This window comes from Acinetobacter sp. SM34, assembly GCF_022012365.1.
In the GTDB taxonomy this organism is placed as follows: domain Bacteria; phylum Pseudomonadota; class Gammaproteobacteria; order Pseudomonadales; family Moraxellaceae; genus Acinetobacter.
This window is the reverse complement of record NZ_JAKLTP010000018.1, coordinates 1-15081: the sequence shown is the minus strand read 5'-3', so window position 1 is coordinate 15081 and position 15081 is coordinate 1. Positions and strand designations below refer to the sequence as shown.

The window sequence follows — 15081 nt, the reverse complement described above, 5'->3', positions numbered from 1 at the left end:
CTGCATGGAGTGATGGATGACCGAGTTAACCGATCTGGACTTTGATCTTGCGCATATCTGGCATCCTTATACCTCCATGACTGATCCATTGCCGACCTTTAAGGTTAAGCAGGCTTATGGAGCAATCATTGAGCTGGAAGATGGACAGCAATTGATTGATGGCATGTCTTCCTGGTGGTGTGCTATTCATGGTTATAACCATCCTGAACTGAACAAGGCAATAACCGATCAGCTGCAAAGCATGTCGCATATTATGTTTGGTGGATTAACTCATGATCCCGCGATTCAACTCGGCAGACTTTTATTAAAAATAACGCCGCCCAGTCTGGACAAAATTTTCTATGCGGACTCTGGATCGGTCGCGGTAGAAGTGGCGTTAAAAATGGCGGTGCAGTTTTGGACTGCACAAGGCCAAAGTCAGAAAACCAATTTTGTCACGCCGCGGTCTGGCTATCACGGCGATACCTGGAATGCCATGTCAGTTTGCGATCCGGTCACAGGCATGCATCAAATTTTTGGCTCCAGTTTACCCAACCGTTTCTTTGTTGCTGCACCGCAAGTCGGTTTTTATGATGAATGGAATCAAGATGATATTGCTGAACTGGAAAAAACTTTAGCTGAACATTATCAAAGCATTGCCGCTTTAATTCTGGAGCCGATTGTGCAGGGTGCCGGAGGCATGCATTTTTATCATCCTGAATATTTGCGTCAGGCCAAATTGCTGTGTGAAAAATATAATGTGCTGCTGATTTTTGATGAAATTGCCACCGGTTTTGGCCGTACCGGCAAACTGTTTGCCTGGGAACATGCCGGGGTTGAGCCAGATATCATGTGCATAGGCAAGGGCTTGACTGGTGGTTATATGACGCTTTCGGCTACCTTAACCAGTAAACATGTGGCAGAAACCATCAGTCAGGGTGAGGCGGGTGTGTTTATGCATGGCCCAACCTTTATGGCCAATCCACTGGCATGTGCTGTAGCGCTAAAAAGTACCGAAGTTTTATTGGCACAAGATTGGCAAAGCAATATTCAACGCATCGAAAAACAGTTACAGCAACAGCTGCAACCGTTGGCACAGCTCGATTATGTGCAGAATGTACGGGTGCTGGGGGCGATTGGCGTGGTTGAACTGAAATTTAATGTCGATATGAAAACCCTGCAACAGCAGTTTGTGCAACGCGGCATCTGGATTCGTCCCTTTGGCAAACTGGTCTACGTAATGCCGCCTTATGTCATTACTGAAGTAGAACTCAATACCTTGTTGCAACAACTGGTCGAAGTCGTAAAACAGATGCAGGAGGAAATGGCATGAGCCTGTTGGAGAGCTATGCGACGAAGCTGGATGAATTAAAACAGCAGGGCAATTTACGGCAATTTACTTCCAATGTTCAGCAAGGCCGAATGATTGAAATCCAGGGTCATAAGATGCTTAATCTCTCATCCAATGATTATTTGGGTTTGGCCTCTGACTTGAGTTTACGTGAACAATTTTTTGATGAAACGCCAAATGAGCTGCGCAGAATGAGTTCATCTTCTTCACGTTTGCTGACCGGTAACTTTGCTGAATATGAACAGCTGGAAGCCAGCTTAAGTCAGGCTTTTCATGGTCGCGCTGCGCTGTTATTTAACAGTGGTTATCACATGAATATCGGTATTTTACCTGCGCTTAGTGACAGTAAAACCCTGATTCTTGCCGATAAACTGGTGCATGCCAGCATGATTGACGGTATTCGTTTATCTACCGCCAAATATGTACGTTATCGACATAATGACCTGAAGCATCTGCAACAGCTTTTACAGCAATACCACGCAGATGAGGCTTTTGATCGCATCATTGTAGTGACTGAATCCATTTTTAGCATGGATGGTGATGAAACCGATCTGGCTGAACTGGTGCGCATCAAACAGCAATTTTCTAAAGTCATGCTGTATGTCGATGAAGCACATGCGATTGGGGTACGCGGTGATCAGGGGCTGGGTTGTGCTGAACAATATGGCGTGATTGATAATATTGACCTGCTGGTCGGAACTTTTGGTAAGGCAATGGCTTCGGTCGGAGGATATCTGATCTGTCATCCCATTATCCGTGAATATCTGATTAATAGCATGCGTCCACTGATTTTTAGTACTGCACAGCCACCCATGTGTATGGCCTGGAGCAATTTTATTTTCCAGAAAGTTTTGGACTTACAGCAACAACGCCAGCATCTGCAACAGATCAGCCAAAATCTGCAACAGTCGGTACAGGCCAAAGGCTTTGATTGCCCATCTACTTCACATATTGTGCCGGTAATTATTGGTGAGTCGCAAAGCACGGTGGAAAAGGCCAAGCAGCTACAACAGGCCGGTTTTTATATTATGCCGGTACGTCCGCCCACAGTGCCAAAACACAGTTCCAGATTGCGTATTTCACTGACTTCACAAGTCAATCAGACCGATCTTGAACAATTGGTGGCATTATTGTGAGTTCTAGCCGTGAATATTGATAAATCCCAAATTTCACAGCGTTTTGCCAAGGCCGGGCAAAGTTATGCTCAACATGCGGTGGTGCAAAAACAGATTTGCCAGCATTTAATTGGGTTGATGCAAGAATACATATCCAAAAACAGTTTAGACCGTGTGTTTGAAATCGGTTGTGGATCAGGCAATTTAAGTCACTTGCTGATGCAGCATTTTGCAATCCAACAACTGTTTTTAAATGACCTGTATCCTGAAGTTCAGCAGCATTTTCAAAATGATCCGAAACTAAAATGGTGGATTAGCGATATTGAGCAACTGGATTTTCCGCAATCCCTTGACCTGATTACTTCCAGTTCGGCTTTGCAATGGGTGGGTGATATTGATTCGATCTTTAAAAAAAGTGCAGCGGCGCTTATCGAAAATGGCTATTTGTGTTTTTCCACTTTCGGTCAGCAGAATTTACGAGAAATTAAGGCACTGACTGGGCAAGGACTGAATTATCTGACTCTTGATGAGATTCAGAACAAGCTGCTTAAGCAGAGTTTTGAAATCCTGCATCTTTCCGAAAACCTGGAAATGCTGAGCTTTTCCCATCCTAAAGCTGTACTGCAACATTTAAAGGCTACCGGGGTCACTGCAACCGCTTCGCAGCATCGCTGGAGCAAACAGTCTTTACAGCAGTTTTATCAGGGCTATCAGCAATTTTCACAACTTGATCAGATGGGACAACGACAATACCAGCTCAGTTACCATCCTATTTATTGCATTGCTCGGAGCACAGCATGACAGCAGATGTTTATTTTATCAGTGGGATTGATACCGGAATTGGCAAGACTTATACCACAGGCTACTTGGCCAAGTTATGGAATCAGCAGGGCAAAAAAACCATTACCCAAAAGCTGGTGCAAACCGGCAATACCGATATTTCTGAAGATATCGAACAGCATCGTGAAATTATGAAAATGGGCTGGTTTCCGGAAGATGAAACTAAATTGACCATGCCGGAAATTTTTACTTATCCGGCTTCGCCGCATTTGGCGACCAAAATTGATGGTCGCGAAATTGATTTTCAGAAAATTGCAGATGCAACTCAGCAATTGGCGAATAAATATGAGGTGGTTTTGCTGGAAGGTGCTGGTGGCTTGATGGTGCCTTTAACCACAACATTACTGACCATTGATTATGTGGCAGAAAAGAAATTCCCGGTAATTTTGGTCAGTTCAGGTCGTTTAGGCAGTATTAATCATACTTTGCTGAGCTTAGAAGCTTTAAAAAGTCGTGGTCTGGAACTGTTTGCCCTGGCTTATAACTTAAATGATGAATCGCAAGATGCATTGATTTCTAAAGATACATCTGAGTATTTAAAAGCGTATTTGGTGAAACATTTTCCCAAGGCACAGTGGATTGATATTCCTGTTTTATTCTAATTCTCCCCTAAAAAAGGGTATAAAAAAGCCACTCAATAGAGTGGCTTTTTATTTGCAAGGAAAAGCTTTAAAAATTAAAACTTTTTAAAGCTTTTGTTGCCAAATGGTTTACGTGGCGCATTTTTATCACGACGTTCGCGTTGGCCATAAGTACCTTGATTGCCAAAGTTTTCAGGACGGTTTTCACGCTGTGTATAGCTATTACTGTTGCCTTGACGTGATTCACGCTGAGCATAAGTGTTTTGGTTGCTGTCTTGGCGACGCTCACCGCGTTGGCCAAAACCATTGCTATTGCTGTCACGACGTTCGCGTTGAGCATTACCGGTTTGGGTGCTCTCTTGACGACGTTGCGCATGACCATTCTGGTTTTCACGGCGATCACGCTGTGCATAGGCCATTGGGTTTTGATTTTCACCCTCTTCGGTGTCACGGCGTTGCTGACGTAAATAACCGCCACGACGTGCCGCCATTGGTTTATCTTGCATGCGCTCAGTACGACGTTTTGCCATACCAAACAAGCCTGTGCCTTGACGCGGTTTTAACTCAACAGCTTTGGTTAAGTTATCGATATCGTTTTTATCGAGCTCCATCCAGCGACCGGTACGAAGTTCGCGCGGTAGAATGACAGTACCATAACGGGTACGAAGCAGGCGGCTGACTTTTAAACCTTGTGATTCGAAAATACGACGCACTTCGCGGTTACGACCTTCTTTAACCACCACCTGATACCAACGGTTAATCCCGTCACCACCAATTTCAGTGAATGATTCAAATTTTGCCGGACCATCATCTAAAACGACACCCTTAAGCATGTTGTTTTTGATTTGTGGCGTTACTTCACCCATCACACGAACAGCATATTCACGTTCAATTTCGTTTGATGGGTGCATGAGGCGGTTGGCCAATTCACCATCATTCGTGAACAGTAAAAGACCAGTTGAGTTAATATCCAGACGGCCGACCATGACCCAGCGATCATTAGCAATCGCAGGCAGTTGCTCGAATACGGTTGGACGTTGTTCAGGATCATTGCGTGAGCAAATTTCACCTTCTGGTTTGTAGTAAATCAGAACACGACGACGAATTTCATCTTCAATCTGAAATTGGACTTTACGACCATCGATGCGAAGCTCATCACCCGGTTCAATGCGTTCACCCACTTGGGCAACGCGTCCATTGATACTCACACGACCAGCAGCAATGACTTCTTCCATATAACGGCGAGAACCCAAACCTACGCGTGCAAGCACCTTTTGTAATTTTTCACTCATGACAGCATAACCTTAGAAATTATCATCAACAGTTCACCTATCTATGACTTCGGTGCGTGAGCATCGAGCGCCATAAAAGCTTCCTTGGCATCCTGCAGGGGAGGCAATTGACCCAGTGAAGACAGGCCAAAAGCATTTAAAAATTGTGGCGTTGTAACTAACAACGCGGGTCTTCCCGGAAGTTCTCTAAAACCGGACTCTTTAATCCAGTTCCAGTCAAACAATGATCGAAGGATCTGACTATTGTTTGAAACTCCACGAATCTGTTCAATATCTGCTCGGGTTACTGGTTGATGATAAGCAATCACAGCAAGGGTTTCGAGCAGGGTAGGCGATAAACGAGTTGGTCGTTCCGGCCACACCTGAGTAATGATATTGCGATATTTAGCCCGAACCTGGAAACGGAACCCTTGTGCGGTTTCTACCAGTTCGATTGATCTGCCATGTTGTAGCATGGCGAGCTGTTGTAACAACTGACGCAATTCCTGTTTATTATATTGATTTTGGAAGGCTTCTTTCAAACGTGCAAGCGAAACAGCTGTTTCACTGGCAAAAATAATGGCTTCCAGTTGCATCAAAACTTCATGTTGGTTATCAGCAACAGATAGGGGTATCGCTTGATCATTTATCATGCTTGTACTCCTTGAATCGCCAGTGGCGCTTCAATACCTGTCGCAATAATATTCACTTTTTGTTGGCGGCTAAGCTCTAAAATGGCCATAAAGGTGACCACCATACCCATACGTCCTTGACTCGGTTTCAGCAAGGCCTCGAAATGCAGGATTTCACCTGACTGTAAGCGGCTTTCAATAAAAGCAATGCGTTCTTCTAGCAGTACGGGTTCTTGTTGAATTTGATGAACCACCGGTTCTGGGCGGTTAAACACACAAAACAGGGCATCGCGTAGCTGGCTGACATCATAGCCTTCATTGCTTTGCACCACATGCCCCAGACTGACATTGCTTGGAAAGGTATCACGTTCCAGAACCGGCATCTGACCCAGACGTTCAGCCGCCTGTTTCACGCGTAAATAGGTTTCCAGTCGGTCAATCAGTTCCTGTTTGGGATCTTTTTCAACGACGATGCTAGCGCTCGGTTTTGGCAACAGCAGTCGTGATTTCAGGTCGGCCAATAAGGCTGCCATCACCATATAATCTGCCGTCAGCTCAATATTCAAGGACTTCATGGCATCCATATAAGATAGATACTGTGCGGCAATTGGAGCGATGTCGAGCTGTAATAAGTCAAAACCGCTTTTTTGAATCAGGTAAATCAGGAAGTCGAGTGGACCTTCGAAATGCTCTAACAGAATTTCAAATGCAGCAGGAGGAATATATAAATCCTCTGGAATCGATTCTTGCCACTCATCCATAACACGGATGTGTGAGCTTGGCTCCATAGGATTATGGATAGGTTGATTCATTGCAGTTATAGGCCACGCGAATTTTCAAAGGCATGCAGAAGGCTTTTGCTTCGATCTCGCATCGAAAGAAAAAGCACGTAATTTAGTAAGCGCTAGTGTAATGGAAATTTGACTTCAAATAAATTAGTTAAGTGATCAAATACAAAAAAACCTGAAATTAAGTAAGGTTTTTGAGCGGCTTGATTATGTGAAATGGACTGGTTTTGTAGGATTTTGATTCTTTAGACCGATCTATTGGATTTAATATTTAAATTTTCATGGACAAAGCTGGCCATGTCTCCAGCCTTATATACTGAATAAAATTAAAGAAAGTCCGGAATAGAATAAAACAAAATTTTTAGACAATATTAAAGCCAATAAAAAGAAATCTAATTGTCATGAAAAATAATCAAACACTACAAGAAAATGAATATGGTCAATTTATTGGACTTCCGGTGTCTAATCCTTTCCCCATCAGTTTTTTAGCAGACCGCTTGTATGGAAAACATGCCACCTTGCAGGTGCTGTCCTCAGCAATACTTGACCCGAATCGGATGCAGCAACTTTGGCAATGTGTACATGGCGAAGTAGATCGCAGTTGTTGGACTTATTTGCCTTATTCAGGTTTTGAAAGTGCAGAGGAATTACGGGCTGCTCTTGAAAAGAGCTTTGGTTTTAAAGATTCAACCCATTATCTGGTTGAGGTTAATCATACGTTTGTGGGATGGCTAGGCTTGCTGAATCAGCGTTCTGCAGATCATGTTATTGAAATTGGAAATATTTATTTTTCATATTTAATGAAGCAGTCCACAGCTTCGACAGAAGTTATTTATTATTAAAAGCTTGTTTTGAGCAGGGCTTTCGCCGTGTGGAATGGAAGTGTGATGACTTGAACCTGCCATCCAAACGTGCTGCCTTGCGTTTTGATTTTCAGCATGAAGGCACTTTTCGTCAAGACCGTATTTGCCAGGCCGTAACCGCAATACCGCCTGGTTTTCCATTCTGGATCAAGAATGGCCTGAATTGGAAAAGGCCTATCTGGCTTGGTTAAAAGCCGATAATTTTGACGTGAATGGTCAACAAAAAATGCGCTTGCGTGATTTTCTTTAATGTTACTGCGCTATTGCGATGAGTGATCTGTTGAGGTGTGTTCAGACAACTTGAGGATGAATTCGATGATTCGTTGCGCACTGTCTTGCAGGCATAGATTCTGAGTTTGATAGAGGCTGGATAATTTGTGAATCAATGCAATTTCTGAGAAAAACGCATATGCGGTGTTATTGATCATCAGGGAAGGGGCTTGCTCAGCCTCTGCCGCAATAATTTTGACTTTAGACTCAAGTGTCCAGGGAATTTCCGCATAAATGCGGCTATTTGCCTCAAAATCATGATAGTTGAGCAGCACATAAAACAGATCCATTTTAGCGCTACTCCTTGATCCTGATCACTCCCTAATATTTAATCTTAACAGTGCTTATTCAAACGCGCTGACATCACCCATACCGCGACGGATCACTTCAGGATGATCACCGGATAAATCCACGATACTGGTGGTATTTAAAATTCCCAGACCGCCATCGACAAATACATCAATCCGTTTGCTTAGTTCCATTTCAATATCATACGGATCATCTAAAGGCTCTGTATGATTGGGAAGAATCAGCGTACTGGTTAATAGCGGTTCGTCCAATTCCTTCAATAACATTCGACAAATCGGATTGCTTGGAATACGCAGGCCAATCGTTTTCTTTTTAGGATGCATCAGTCGCTTAGGGACTTCACTGGTTGCAGGTAATATAAAGGTGGTGACAGCGGGGGTATTGTTTTTAAGCAACCGATACATGGCATTGTCCACCTTGGCATAGGTAGCAATATCGGATAAATCACAACACAGAATGGCATATTGATGTTTCGGCCCTAAGCCACGAATCTGTGCAATCCGCTCCATGGCATTTTTATTTCCGATCTGGCAGCCAATGGCATAAGCGGCATCGGTCGGGTAAACCACCACATCACCGGCGCGAATCCGCTCTACCGCCTGAGTGATCAAACGCGGCTGAGGATTATCAGGATGTATTCTTAAATGCAGCATATTTATTCTCCCCCGACTTGTTGTTAGACATTATCTGTTGATTTTACAAAGTCTTGCAATCAAGCTGTGATGATTTTGTGTAATTTAATCCAACATGTGACGTTGAAACTCATCACTTTGTAATGTTTTGCCACCCCGGGTACAGGCACAGATACAGACAATAAAATGTGCAGCATCACGTGGAAGCTTGGCCTCACCTTTAAAATATTGCTGAACCTGAGCAAAAACATTGTCTTTAAAGCTGGCACCATTACCACTATCACCAGTTAAATTATCTAAAGACACGCGAAACTTTCGTCCAAAGGCCTTGGCAAACATCCATTCAATCGCTTGCGGCTTGATTTCGACCTGTTCAAACAGCGCTTGCTGTTCAGCACTGCGTCCATCTGGGGCATACCAATAGCCTAAATCTGGCAATAAACGTCTTTGCTCTCCGGCAATGCTCCAGTGGCTGATTTCATGTAAGGCACTATTAAAGAAGCCATGGGCAAATTGAATGCGGGCAGGGGCATCTGCAGTTGCCGGAAAATATTCAGGTTCAAAATCGCCTTTGACTAAACTCACATTTAAGTGGGAAAACCAGTGATTAAAGTGTAGTATAAGCCAATCTACTTGTTGAACTTCTGTTTGCAAACTGGCCCAAGGTGAGAGTTGCACAGGGTCGATATAAACAGCAGAACTTGAGGTTGAATAAGTAGTTAACTGTAATGAAGTGGTGACTTCAGGTTGCGGCTGCAACTGATGCATGACTTGTATTACCCAATTGATCTGTCTAAATAAGTACAAAATTGTATCTTAATCTTTGACAGAGTACCGATGAATTTGTAGAATTGCCGCCTTAATTATGTCAGCAAATACCTTTCCGGCACAGATTGAGCCGTTTAAATGGGCTGAACAAGGCTTTACATGGTCAGGTACACTGCCATTGTCTCGCTTTGTTCGAATTTCCCGTGAAGCTGTTGGATCAATTGATAACCAATTGATCAACATAGACTGTAAGCTATCAATGGATGCGTATCATCGTGTCGTATGGTTAGATGGTCATGTTGAAACGAAAGTGCCAATGGAATGTCAGCGTTGTCTGAATCCCGTTGAAATCTCTCTCGTTTCAGACTTTCATTTAGCGCTTGTGGATGATGAATCACTGATAGAGCGCTTGGATGAGGATGCTGATTTCATCGTCTTAGGTGAAAGTGAAGCAACGACAAAAGGTAGCTATGATGCGCCTGCGACGGCTGATTTACTTTCTCTGATAGAAGATGAATTGTTATTGTTGGTGCCTTTGTCTCCTAAGCATGACGTTTGTGAGCATAAGCATCAACCTGCCGCTGAGGACATTGTCGAAGAAAAACGGGACAACCCGTTTGGTGTTTTGGCAAGTTTGAAGGGTAAACTTAACTAATTTTTGTGTTATACTGTTAAGTATAAGACAACTGAATTTGTTCTGATCCATTTTTTCGATCTTTGTAAGGAGCCATCATGGCCGTTCAGCAAAACCGTAAAAGTCGCTCTCGCCGTGACATGCGCCGTTCACATGACGCTTTAACCGAGAATGCATTAACTGTAGACCAAGCTACTGGCGAGACTCACCGTCGTCACCACGTATCTAAAGATGGTATCTACCGTGGTCGCCAATTATTCGCTAAAGCATCTGCTGAATAATTGATGATGTATTAAGCGTCAAGCTTAGTAGAAAAAATGGGAGCGTTAAGCTCCCTTTTTTTGTGCTGTATTTTTGTTGTATTTGGCAATTACCAAAACAAAAATTAAATGTTAAATTCCGTTCCGTAAATAAGCTTACATAAGTGTATGTTGGTTATTTAACCGATTGTTGAATAACAATATCACTTCATTACAGGATTTTTTTATGTCTGCTAAACAACTCGAGCAAGTCGCTCAAGCAACGAAAACAGCATTTGTATTTCCGGGTCAGGGCTCACAAAAAGTCGGCATGCTCGCAGAATTGGCTGAACAGTTTAGTAGCGTGACAGAAACTTTTGCAGAAGCATCGGCAGCTGTGGGTTTTGACCTATGGCAGATTGCACAAAGCGGCGAAGGTTTAAATCAGACTGAATTTACCCAACCTGTATTGTTGACAGCATCAATCGCTTTATGGCGTGTGTGGTTAGAATTGGGTGGGGTGGCACCAAAATATCTTGCAGGACACTCTCTGGGTGAATACAGCGCATTGGTTGCCGCTGGAGCGATGTCACTGGGTGATGCAGTTAAGCTGGTCAATTTGCGTGGCAAACTTATGCAAGATGCAGTACCGCAAGGTCAGGGCGCAATGGCTGCGATTTTGGGGCTGGAAGATGCCAAAGTGCTTGAGCTATGTGAACAGGTCAATATACAGGGGCGTGGTTCAGTAGAAGCTGCTAACTACAATGCTCAGGGCCAGGTGGTGATTGCTGGTGATAAGACTTTGGTAGAAGCGGTCATGGACTTGGCCAAAGAAAATGGCGGTAAAGCCATTGCCTTGCCAGTTTCTGTGCCATCGCATTGTTCACTGATGAAACCAGCTGCTGACAAATTTGCACAAGCTTTGGAACATACTGCCATTGAGCTACCTAGCCTTCCTGTAATACAAAATGTCAACGCGGAAATCGCGACAGATGTGGCAGGGTTACGTCAGGCATTGACTGCACAATTGTATCAATCTGTGCAATGGACCAAGACCATGCAGTTCCTTCAAGATCAGGGAGTGCAGTACGTGGTTGAATGTGGTCCGGGGAATGTGTTGGCTAACCTTGCGAAGCGTTTACCAAATATCGAAAAAGCATTCCCACTCGACAGCAACAGTCGTATGGAAGATGCGTTAAGCGCCATTTTAGTGGCGGAAGGGAAAATTGCATGACACAGGAACGCAAAGTCGCATTAGTGACAGGCGCGAGCAGAGGGATTGGTGCAGCCATCGCTCAGCAATTGATTCAAGACGGTTATTTTGTAGTAGGTACAGCCACTTCAGAAGCAGGCGCAGAAAAGTTATCTGCAAGTTTTGCTGAAAATGGCGCAGGTAAAGTTCTTGATGTACGTGATGCAGCAGCGATTGATGCTCTGGTTACAGAAATTGAACAAAAACATGGCCCTGTACTTGCATTAGTGAATAATGCCGGTATTACCAAAGATAATTTGTTACTGCGTATGTCAGAAGATGATTGGGATGACATTCTCAATATTCATTTGAAAGCCGTATATCGCCTGTCTAAGCGTGTTTTAAAAGGCATGACCAAGGCACGTTTTGGCCGCATTATTAATATCAGTTCTGTCGTTGCACACTTTGCAAATCCAGGACAGGCCAACTATTCTGCTGCCAAAGCAGGCATAGAAGCGTTTGGTCGCAGTCTGGCAAAAGAAATGGGAAGCCGCCAAATTACCGTGAATGCCGTGGCTCCAGGCTTTATTGCAACAGAAATGACTGAACAACTCAGTGAAGACATTCGCAAGAAAATGAGTGATCAAGTGGCGTTAAACCGTTTAGGTGATCCACAAGATATCGCAAATGCTGTAAGTTTCTTGGCTTCCGAGAAGGCAAGTTACATTACCGGTACTGTTTTACATGTAAATGGCGGTTTATACATGAGCTAAGCTCAACTATAAACTTTGCAAAAATAAGATATTCAATTAAACTAACGGCATTAAAAACGCCACAAGCAATGAGGAGAATTCCTGTGAGCGATATCGAACTACGTATCAAACAAGCGGTTGCAGAACAACTTGGTCTTAAAGCTGAAGAAATCAAAAACGAAGCATCTTTTATGGATGACTTAGGTGCTGACTCTTTGGACTTAGTTGAGCTTGTTATGTCTTTCGAAAATGATTTTGACATCACTATCCCTGATGAAGATTCTAACGAAATCACAACTGTTCAATCAGCTATTGACTATGTTTCTAAGAAACTAGGTTAATTGTTGTTTCAGCTCTGCTGAATATAAAAAAGCCACCGAAAGGTGGCTTTTTTATTGAATAATCAAAATTATAAATAGGGTCTGTTGACAATTCTTCTATGTTTGCGACAACGCAAGCCATTTATGAAATGTCAACAGACCCTACAAATCTTTACTGATGCTTGACCAAAGACAACCTTTCTGTGAATAGATTTTAGGTATAAAAAAAGAGCGCTATTTTTAAATCGTACAAATAATAATGATGGAGAAATACAATGGGTCTTTTTGATTTTGTAAAAGGTATTGGTAAAAAAAATACAGCACCCGCAGAACAACAGGCTGCGCCTGCCACTCCAGCTGAACCCTCTGCACAGGAAATTGCAAACAAGCTTCTAGGGCATATCAAGGCATTGAGACTACCTGTAACTGGGCTATCTGTTAGTTATAATGGCACGACGGATCTGGCGACCATTAAAGGTCAGGTGCAAAGCCAGGCTGACCGTGAAAAAATTGTATTGGCGGTGGGAAATATCGATCATGTCGCCCAGGTGGATGATCAGATGACAGTCGCTACCCCGGCACCTGAAAGTAAATTCTATACCGTCAAATCGGGAGATACCCTGTCTAAAATTTCCAAAGAATTTTATGGAGATGTTAATCAATACAACAAAATATTTGAAGCCAACCGTCCCTTGCTAAAAAATGCCGATGACATTTTTCCAGGGCAGGTGCTGCGTATTCCGGCCTAAACAGGGAATGATAAAAAGCGCGGAGAGCGCTTTTTTATTAAAATTTGTGCTGCAGTTTTCGTCTGGCAAATTGTGCTCTGCCTAAAAAAAATTTAGGGTCTAAATAGTAGTGTTGCGCCAAAATCTGGATCAGCTGTCGTCGGTTGTCCTCATTCAACATATTCAGGTCGATATGCGCCATTTTATATTGCTTGCGGAATTCAGGCTTTAAAATAAAGCCGATCCTGCAGGTTTTCCACTGTTGCGCCTTGCTTAATGCTTCTGCTGTGAGAGGCTTTAGCATACGATACTTTGAGGCATGCGAAGAATAAAGCTGGGCTTTGAACAGCCTATCGCGCTGCACCAGCTTATTGAGCTTTATTCCTAAGCTTTGAACAGATATGCTTTGGCTAGTGACCACAAGTTTAATGTTCATCGTTATACAGGCCAATATGATGAAAAGCATCACCATTAACCAGCCCGACAGGGATTGATGCGATAAATACTGAATCAGGCTACTGAAATCCTGAACCATATTGATGCTACTGAGTGAATGCTGCGCTAAAACAATAAATATGGCAGGGATAAAGATCAGCCCAATTAAAAAACGCGGCAGATAACGACATTGAAATAGGGGATATTCAGCTGCTATGTCCATGAACCATCACCTTTCAAGAAAATGATAAAGAGGGTGTGATTGCAATTTTTTGTACAATGACTATTCCATCACGGGACAGCTATTGTATGCGGTTGTGATCAATGTGACTCCAATTGAGCCGCATCTGGATTTTTTAATGCTCGTTTTCGCGCATTATTTTCTTGTATTGGTCTTTCCTGTGCTCATCTATTGTAAGTTTTTTGAGCTTAGTCGGGTTTGGCTATTTTTGTTGTAGATTTGAGTGTGAACGTAAATCTTGTTATGCAATTTTTAGATTCAAATTTTTACGCTTTAAATTATAAAGCGGCTGCTGAGATTTTTTATTGGTTAAAAAATTAGCCGAAGGAAATAAAAAACAAAGCTGATACGCCTAGAAAAATGTGATTAAAAATATTTTAAATGTGTGCAATTGAACGTATGCTTTAAAAGCTAATGTAAAGAAAAATAAGGGTATTTATGAAAGGTCAGATATTGGATTTTTCTATTCAAAGTAATTCTGGTGTGATTAGTGGCGATGACCAGAACCGCTATAACTTTTCTGGAGCAAGCTGGCGTGGACAAGTTCCACCTGCTAGAGGTCAGAAAGTTGATTTTACCGTGGATGGAACAGGTCAGGCCAACGACATTTATGTGCTGAGTTCAGCTCCAGCATTTGCGACTCAATTGGGTGAGAAAAACAGGATTGTGGCTGCAATTTTAGCCTTTTTTCTCGGTGGCTTCGGTGTACATAAGTTTTATTTAGGGCAAGTTGGCTGGGGCATTGTTTATCTGATTTTCTTCTGGACCTTTATCCCTGCGATTGTGGCTTTCATTGAGTTCATTATTTACTTATGTACCTCAGATGAAGATTTTGCCCGAAAATATGGTTAAGTCGAGATAAATGAAAAAGGGCGATCAACGCCCTTTTTTTTGATTCTAAGATTTAAATTTGTCGAGCTGGCTGACCCCATTGATTGCTTTCAGCCTTGGTATCGGTTGCCCACCAGATGATAAGGGGAATAATGCCAATAACAGTCAGAACAAGAAGTTGCCACCAACCAGAACGATTTGTGTCATGTAGACGACGGGCACCGACAGCTAAGCTCGGTAGCAATAAGGCCAGATTCAATAAGCCATTTAAAAGGCGATCTGTACCGAGTATTGCATCAATCATTTGTAC

General features: G+C 42.9%; 18 protein-coding genes and 2 pseudogenes. 12 read left to right on the top strand and 8 right to left on the bottom strand.

Going from position 1 to position 15081, the window contains the following annotated elements:
- Positions 1 to 16 precede the first annotated feature (16 nt).
- From bioA to bioD, 4 genes are read left to right on the top strand one after another with little or no spacing between them, the layout of a single operon-like run.
- A complete protein-coding gene (gene bioA, locus LZZ98_RS13905; RefSeq protein ID WP_237788364.1) occupies positions 17 to 1312 on the top strand; it encodes an adenosylmethionine--8-amino-7-oxononanoate transaminase in 1296 nt (431 codons plus the stop codon).
- Entirely contained in the window at positions 1309 to 2466 is a 1158-nt protein-coding gene (locus tag LZZ98_RS13900; protein ID WP_237788363.1) for an 8-amino-7-oxononanoate synthase, read from the top strand. Before bioA ends, LZZ98_RS13900 begins: the two co-directional genes overlap by 4 nt.
- Before the next feature lie 9 nt (positions 2467 to 2475).
- Positions 2476 to 3246, top strand: a complete 771-nt coding sequence (gene bioC / locus LZZ98_RS13895; protein ID WP_237788362.1) for a malonyl-ACP O-methyltransferase BioC — start codon at positions 2476 to 2478, stop codon at positions 3244 to 3246.
- On the top strand, positions 3243 to 3887 hold the full coding sequence (gene bioD, locus LZZ98_RS13890; protein ID WP_237788361.1) for a dethiobiotin synthase: 645 nt from the start codon (positions 3243 to 3245) through the stop codon (positions 3885 to 3887). The genes bioC and bioD overlap by 4 nt, the downstream gene beginning before the upstream one ends.
- 416 nt (positions 3888 to 4303) lie before the next feature.
- On the opposite strand, the pseudogene rluB reads toward bioD, so the two are convergent.
- The 3 genes and pseudogenes from rluB to LZZ98_RS13875 form a co-directional block, all read right to left on the bottom strand.
- Positions 4304 to 5158: pseudogene (rluB, locus tag LZZ98_RS13885) on the bottom strand (23S rRNA pseudouridine(2605) synthase RluB); the annotation flags it as partial.
- Between the two features lie 41 nt (positions 5159 to 5199).
- A complete protein-coding gene (gene scpB / locus LZZ98_RS13880; RefSeq protein WP_237788360.1) occupies positions 5200 to 5790 on the bottom strand; it encodes an SMC-Scp complex subunit ScpB in 591 nt (196 codons plus the stop codon).
- The gene (locus tag LZZ98_RS13875; protein ID WP_237788359.1) at positions 5787 to 6581 is read right to left on the bottom strand and encodes a segregation and condensation protein A; all 795 of its coding nucleotides are present in this window, start codon (positions 6579 to 6581) and stop codon (positions 5787 to 5789) included. Before LZZ98_RS13875 ends, scpB begins: the two co-directional genes overlap by 4 nt.
- 377 nt (positions 6582 to 6958) lie before the next feature.
- Between LZZ98_RS13875 and LZZ98_RS13870 the strand changes: the two are divergent.
- Positions 6959 to 7670: pseudogene (locus LZZ98_RS13870) on the top strand (GNAT family N-acetyltransferase).
- A 10-nt stretch (positions 7671 to 7680) separates the two neighbouring features.
- On the opposite strand, the gene LZZ98_RS13865 reads toward LZZ98_RS13870, so the two are convergent.
- The 3 genes from LZZ98_RS13865 to LZZ98_RS13855 all read right to left on the bottom strand — a co-directional run bounded on the left by LZZ98_RS13865 (position 7681) and on the right by LZZ98_RS13855 (position 9399).
- Positions 7681 to 7980 carry a hypothetical protein gene (locus tag LZZ98_RS13865; RefSeq protein ID WP_237788358.1) on the bottom strand — a complete coding sequence of 100 codons (300 nt, stop codon included), beginning with the start codon at positions 7978 to 7980 and terminating at the stop codon, positions 7681 to 7683.
- Between the two features lie 54 nt (positions 7981 to 8034).
- The gene (locus LZZ98_RS13860; RefSeq protein ID WP_237788357.1) at positions 8035 to 8652 is read right to left on the bottom strand and encodes an L-threonylcarbamoyladenylate synthase; all 618 of its coding nucleotides are present in this window, start codon (positions 8650 to 8652) and stop codon (positions 8035 to 8037) included.
- Between the two features lie 84 nt (positions 8653 to 8736).
- Positions 8737 to 9399, bottom strand: coding sequence for an elongation factor P hydroxylase (locus LZZ98_RS13855; protein ID WP_237788356.1), 663 nt, complete (start codon positions 9397 to 9399; stop codon positions 8737 to 8739).
- A 97-nt stretch (positions 9400 to 9496) separates the two neighbouring features.
- Here LZZ98_RS13855 and LZZ98_RS13850 point away from each other — a divergent pair, with 97 nt between their 5' ends.
- The 6 genes from LZZ98_RS13850 to lysM all read left to right on the top strand — a co-directional run bounded on the left by LZZ98_RS13850 (position 9497) and on the right by lysM (position 13285).
- On the top strand, positions 9497 to 10054 hold the full coding sequence (locus tag LZZ98_RS13850) for a YceD family protein (RefSeq protein WP_237788355.1): 558 nt from the start codon (positions 9497 to 9499) through the stop codon (positions 10052 to 10054).
- 77 nt (positions 10055 to 10131) lie between these two features.
- Positions 10132 to 10314, top strand: coding sequence for a 50S ribosomal protein L32 (rpmF, locus tag LZZ98_RS13845; RefSeq protein WP_004279227.1), 183 nt, complete (start codon positions 10132 to 10134; stop codon positions 10312 to 10314).
- Positions 10315 to 10519: 205 nt separating this feature from the next.
- Positions 10520 to 11506: an ACP S-malonyltransferase gene (fabD, locus tag LZZ98_RS13840; RefSeq protein ID WP_237788354.1), complete on the top strand. Its 987-nt coding sequence runs from the start codon at positions 10520 to 10522 to the stop codon at positions 11504 to 11506.
- Complete coding sequence (fabG, locus tag LZZ98_RS13835) at positions 11503 to 12237, top strand: 3-oxoacyl-ACP reductase FabG (RefSeq protein WP_237788353.1); 735 nt, start codon at positions 11503 to 11505, stop codon at positions 12235 to 12237. Before fabD ends, fabG begins: the two co-directional genes overlap by 4 nt.
- An 83-nt stretch (positions 12238 to 12320) precedes the next feature.
- On the top strand, positions 12321 to 12557 hold the full coding sequence (gene acpP / locus LZZ98_RS13830; protein ID WP_004651013.1) for an acyl carrier protein: 237 nt from the start codon (positions 12321 to 12323) through the stop codon (positions 12555 to 12557).
- A gap of 254 nt (positions 12558 to 12811) precedes the next feature.
- Positions 12812 to 13285 carry a peptidoglycan-binding protein LysM gene (lysM, locus tag LZZ98_RS13825; RefSeq protein WP_237788352.1) on the top strand — a complete coding sequence of 158 codons (474 nt, stop codon included), beginning with the start codon at positions 12812 to 12814 and terminating at the stop codon, positions 13283 to 13285.
- Positions 13286 to 13322: 37 nt separating this feature from the next.
- Here lysM and LZZ98_RS13820 read toward each other — a convergent pair whose 3' ends face one another.
- A complete protein-coding gene (locus LZZ98_RS13820) occupies positions 13323 to 13922 on the bottom strand; it encodes a hypothetical protein (RefSeq protein WP_237788351.1) in 600 nt (199 codons plus the stop codon).
- 456 nt (positions 13923 to 14378) lie between these two features.
- On the opposite strand from LZZ98_RS13820, the gene LZZ98_RS13815 reads away from it, so the two are divergent.
- The gene (locus LZZ98_RS13815; RefSeq protein WP_237788350.1) at positions 14379 to 14792 is read left to right on the top strand and encodes a TM2 domain-containing protein; all 414 of its coding nucleotides are present in this window, start codon (positions 14379 to 14381) and stop codon (positions 14790 to 14792) included.
- Positions 14793 to 14844: 52 nt separating this feature from the next.
- Here LZZ98_RS13815 and LZZ98_RS13810 read toward each other — a convergent pair.
- A partial coding sequence (locus LZZ98_RS13810) for a DUF805 domain-containing protein (protein ID WP_237788349.1) occupies positions 14845 to 15081 on the bottom strand: 237 nt, incomplete at its 5' end.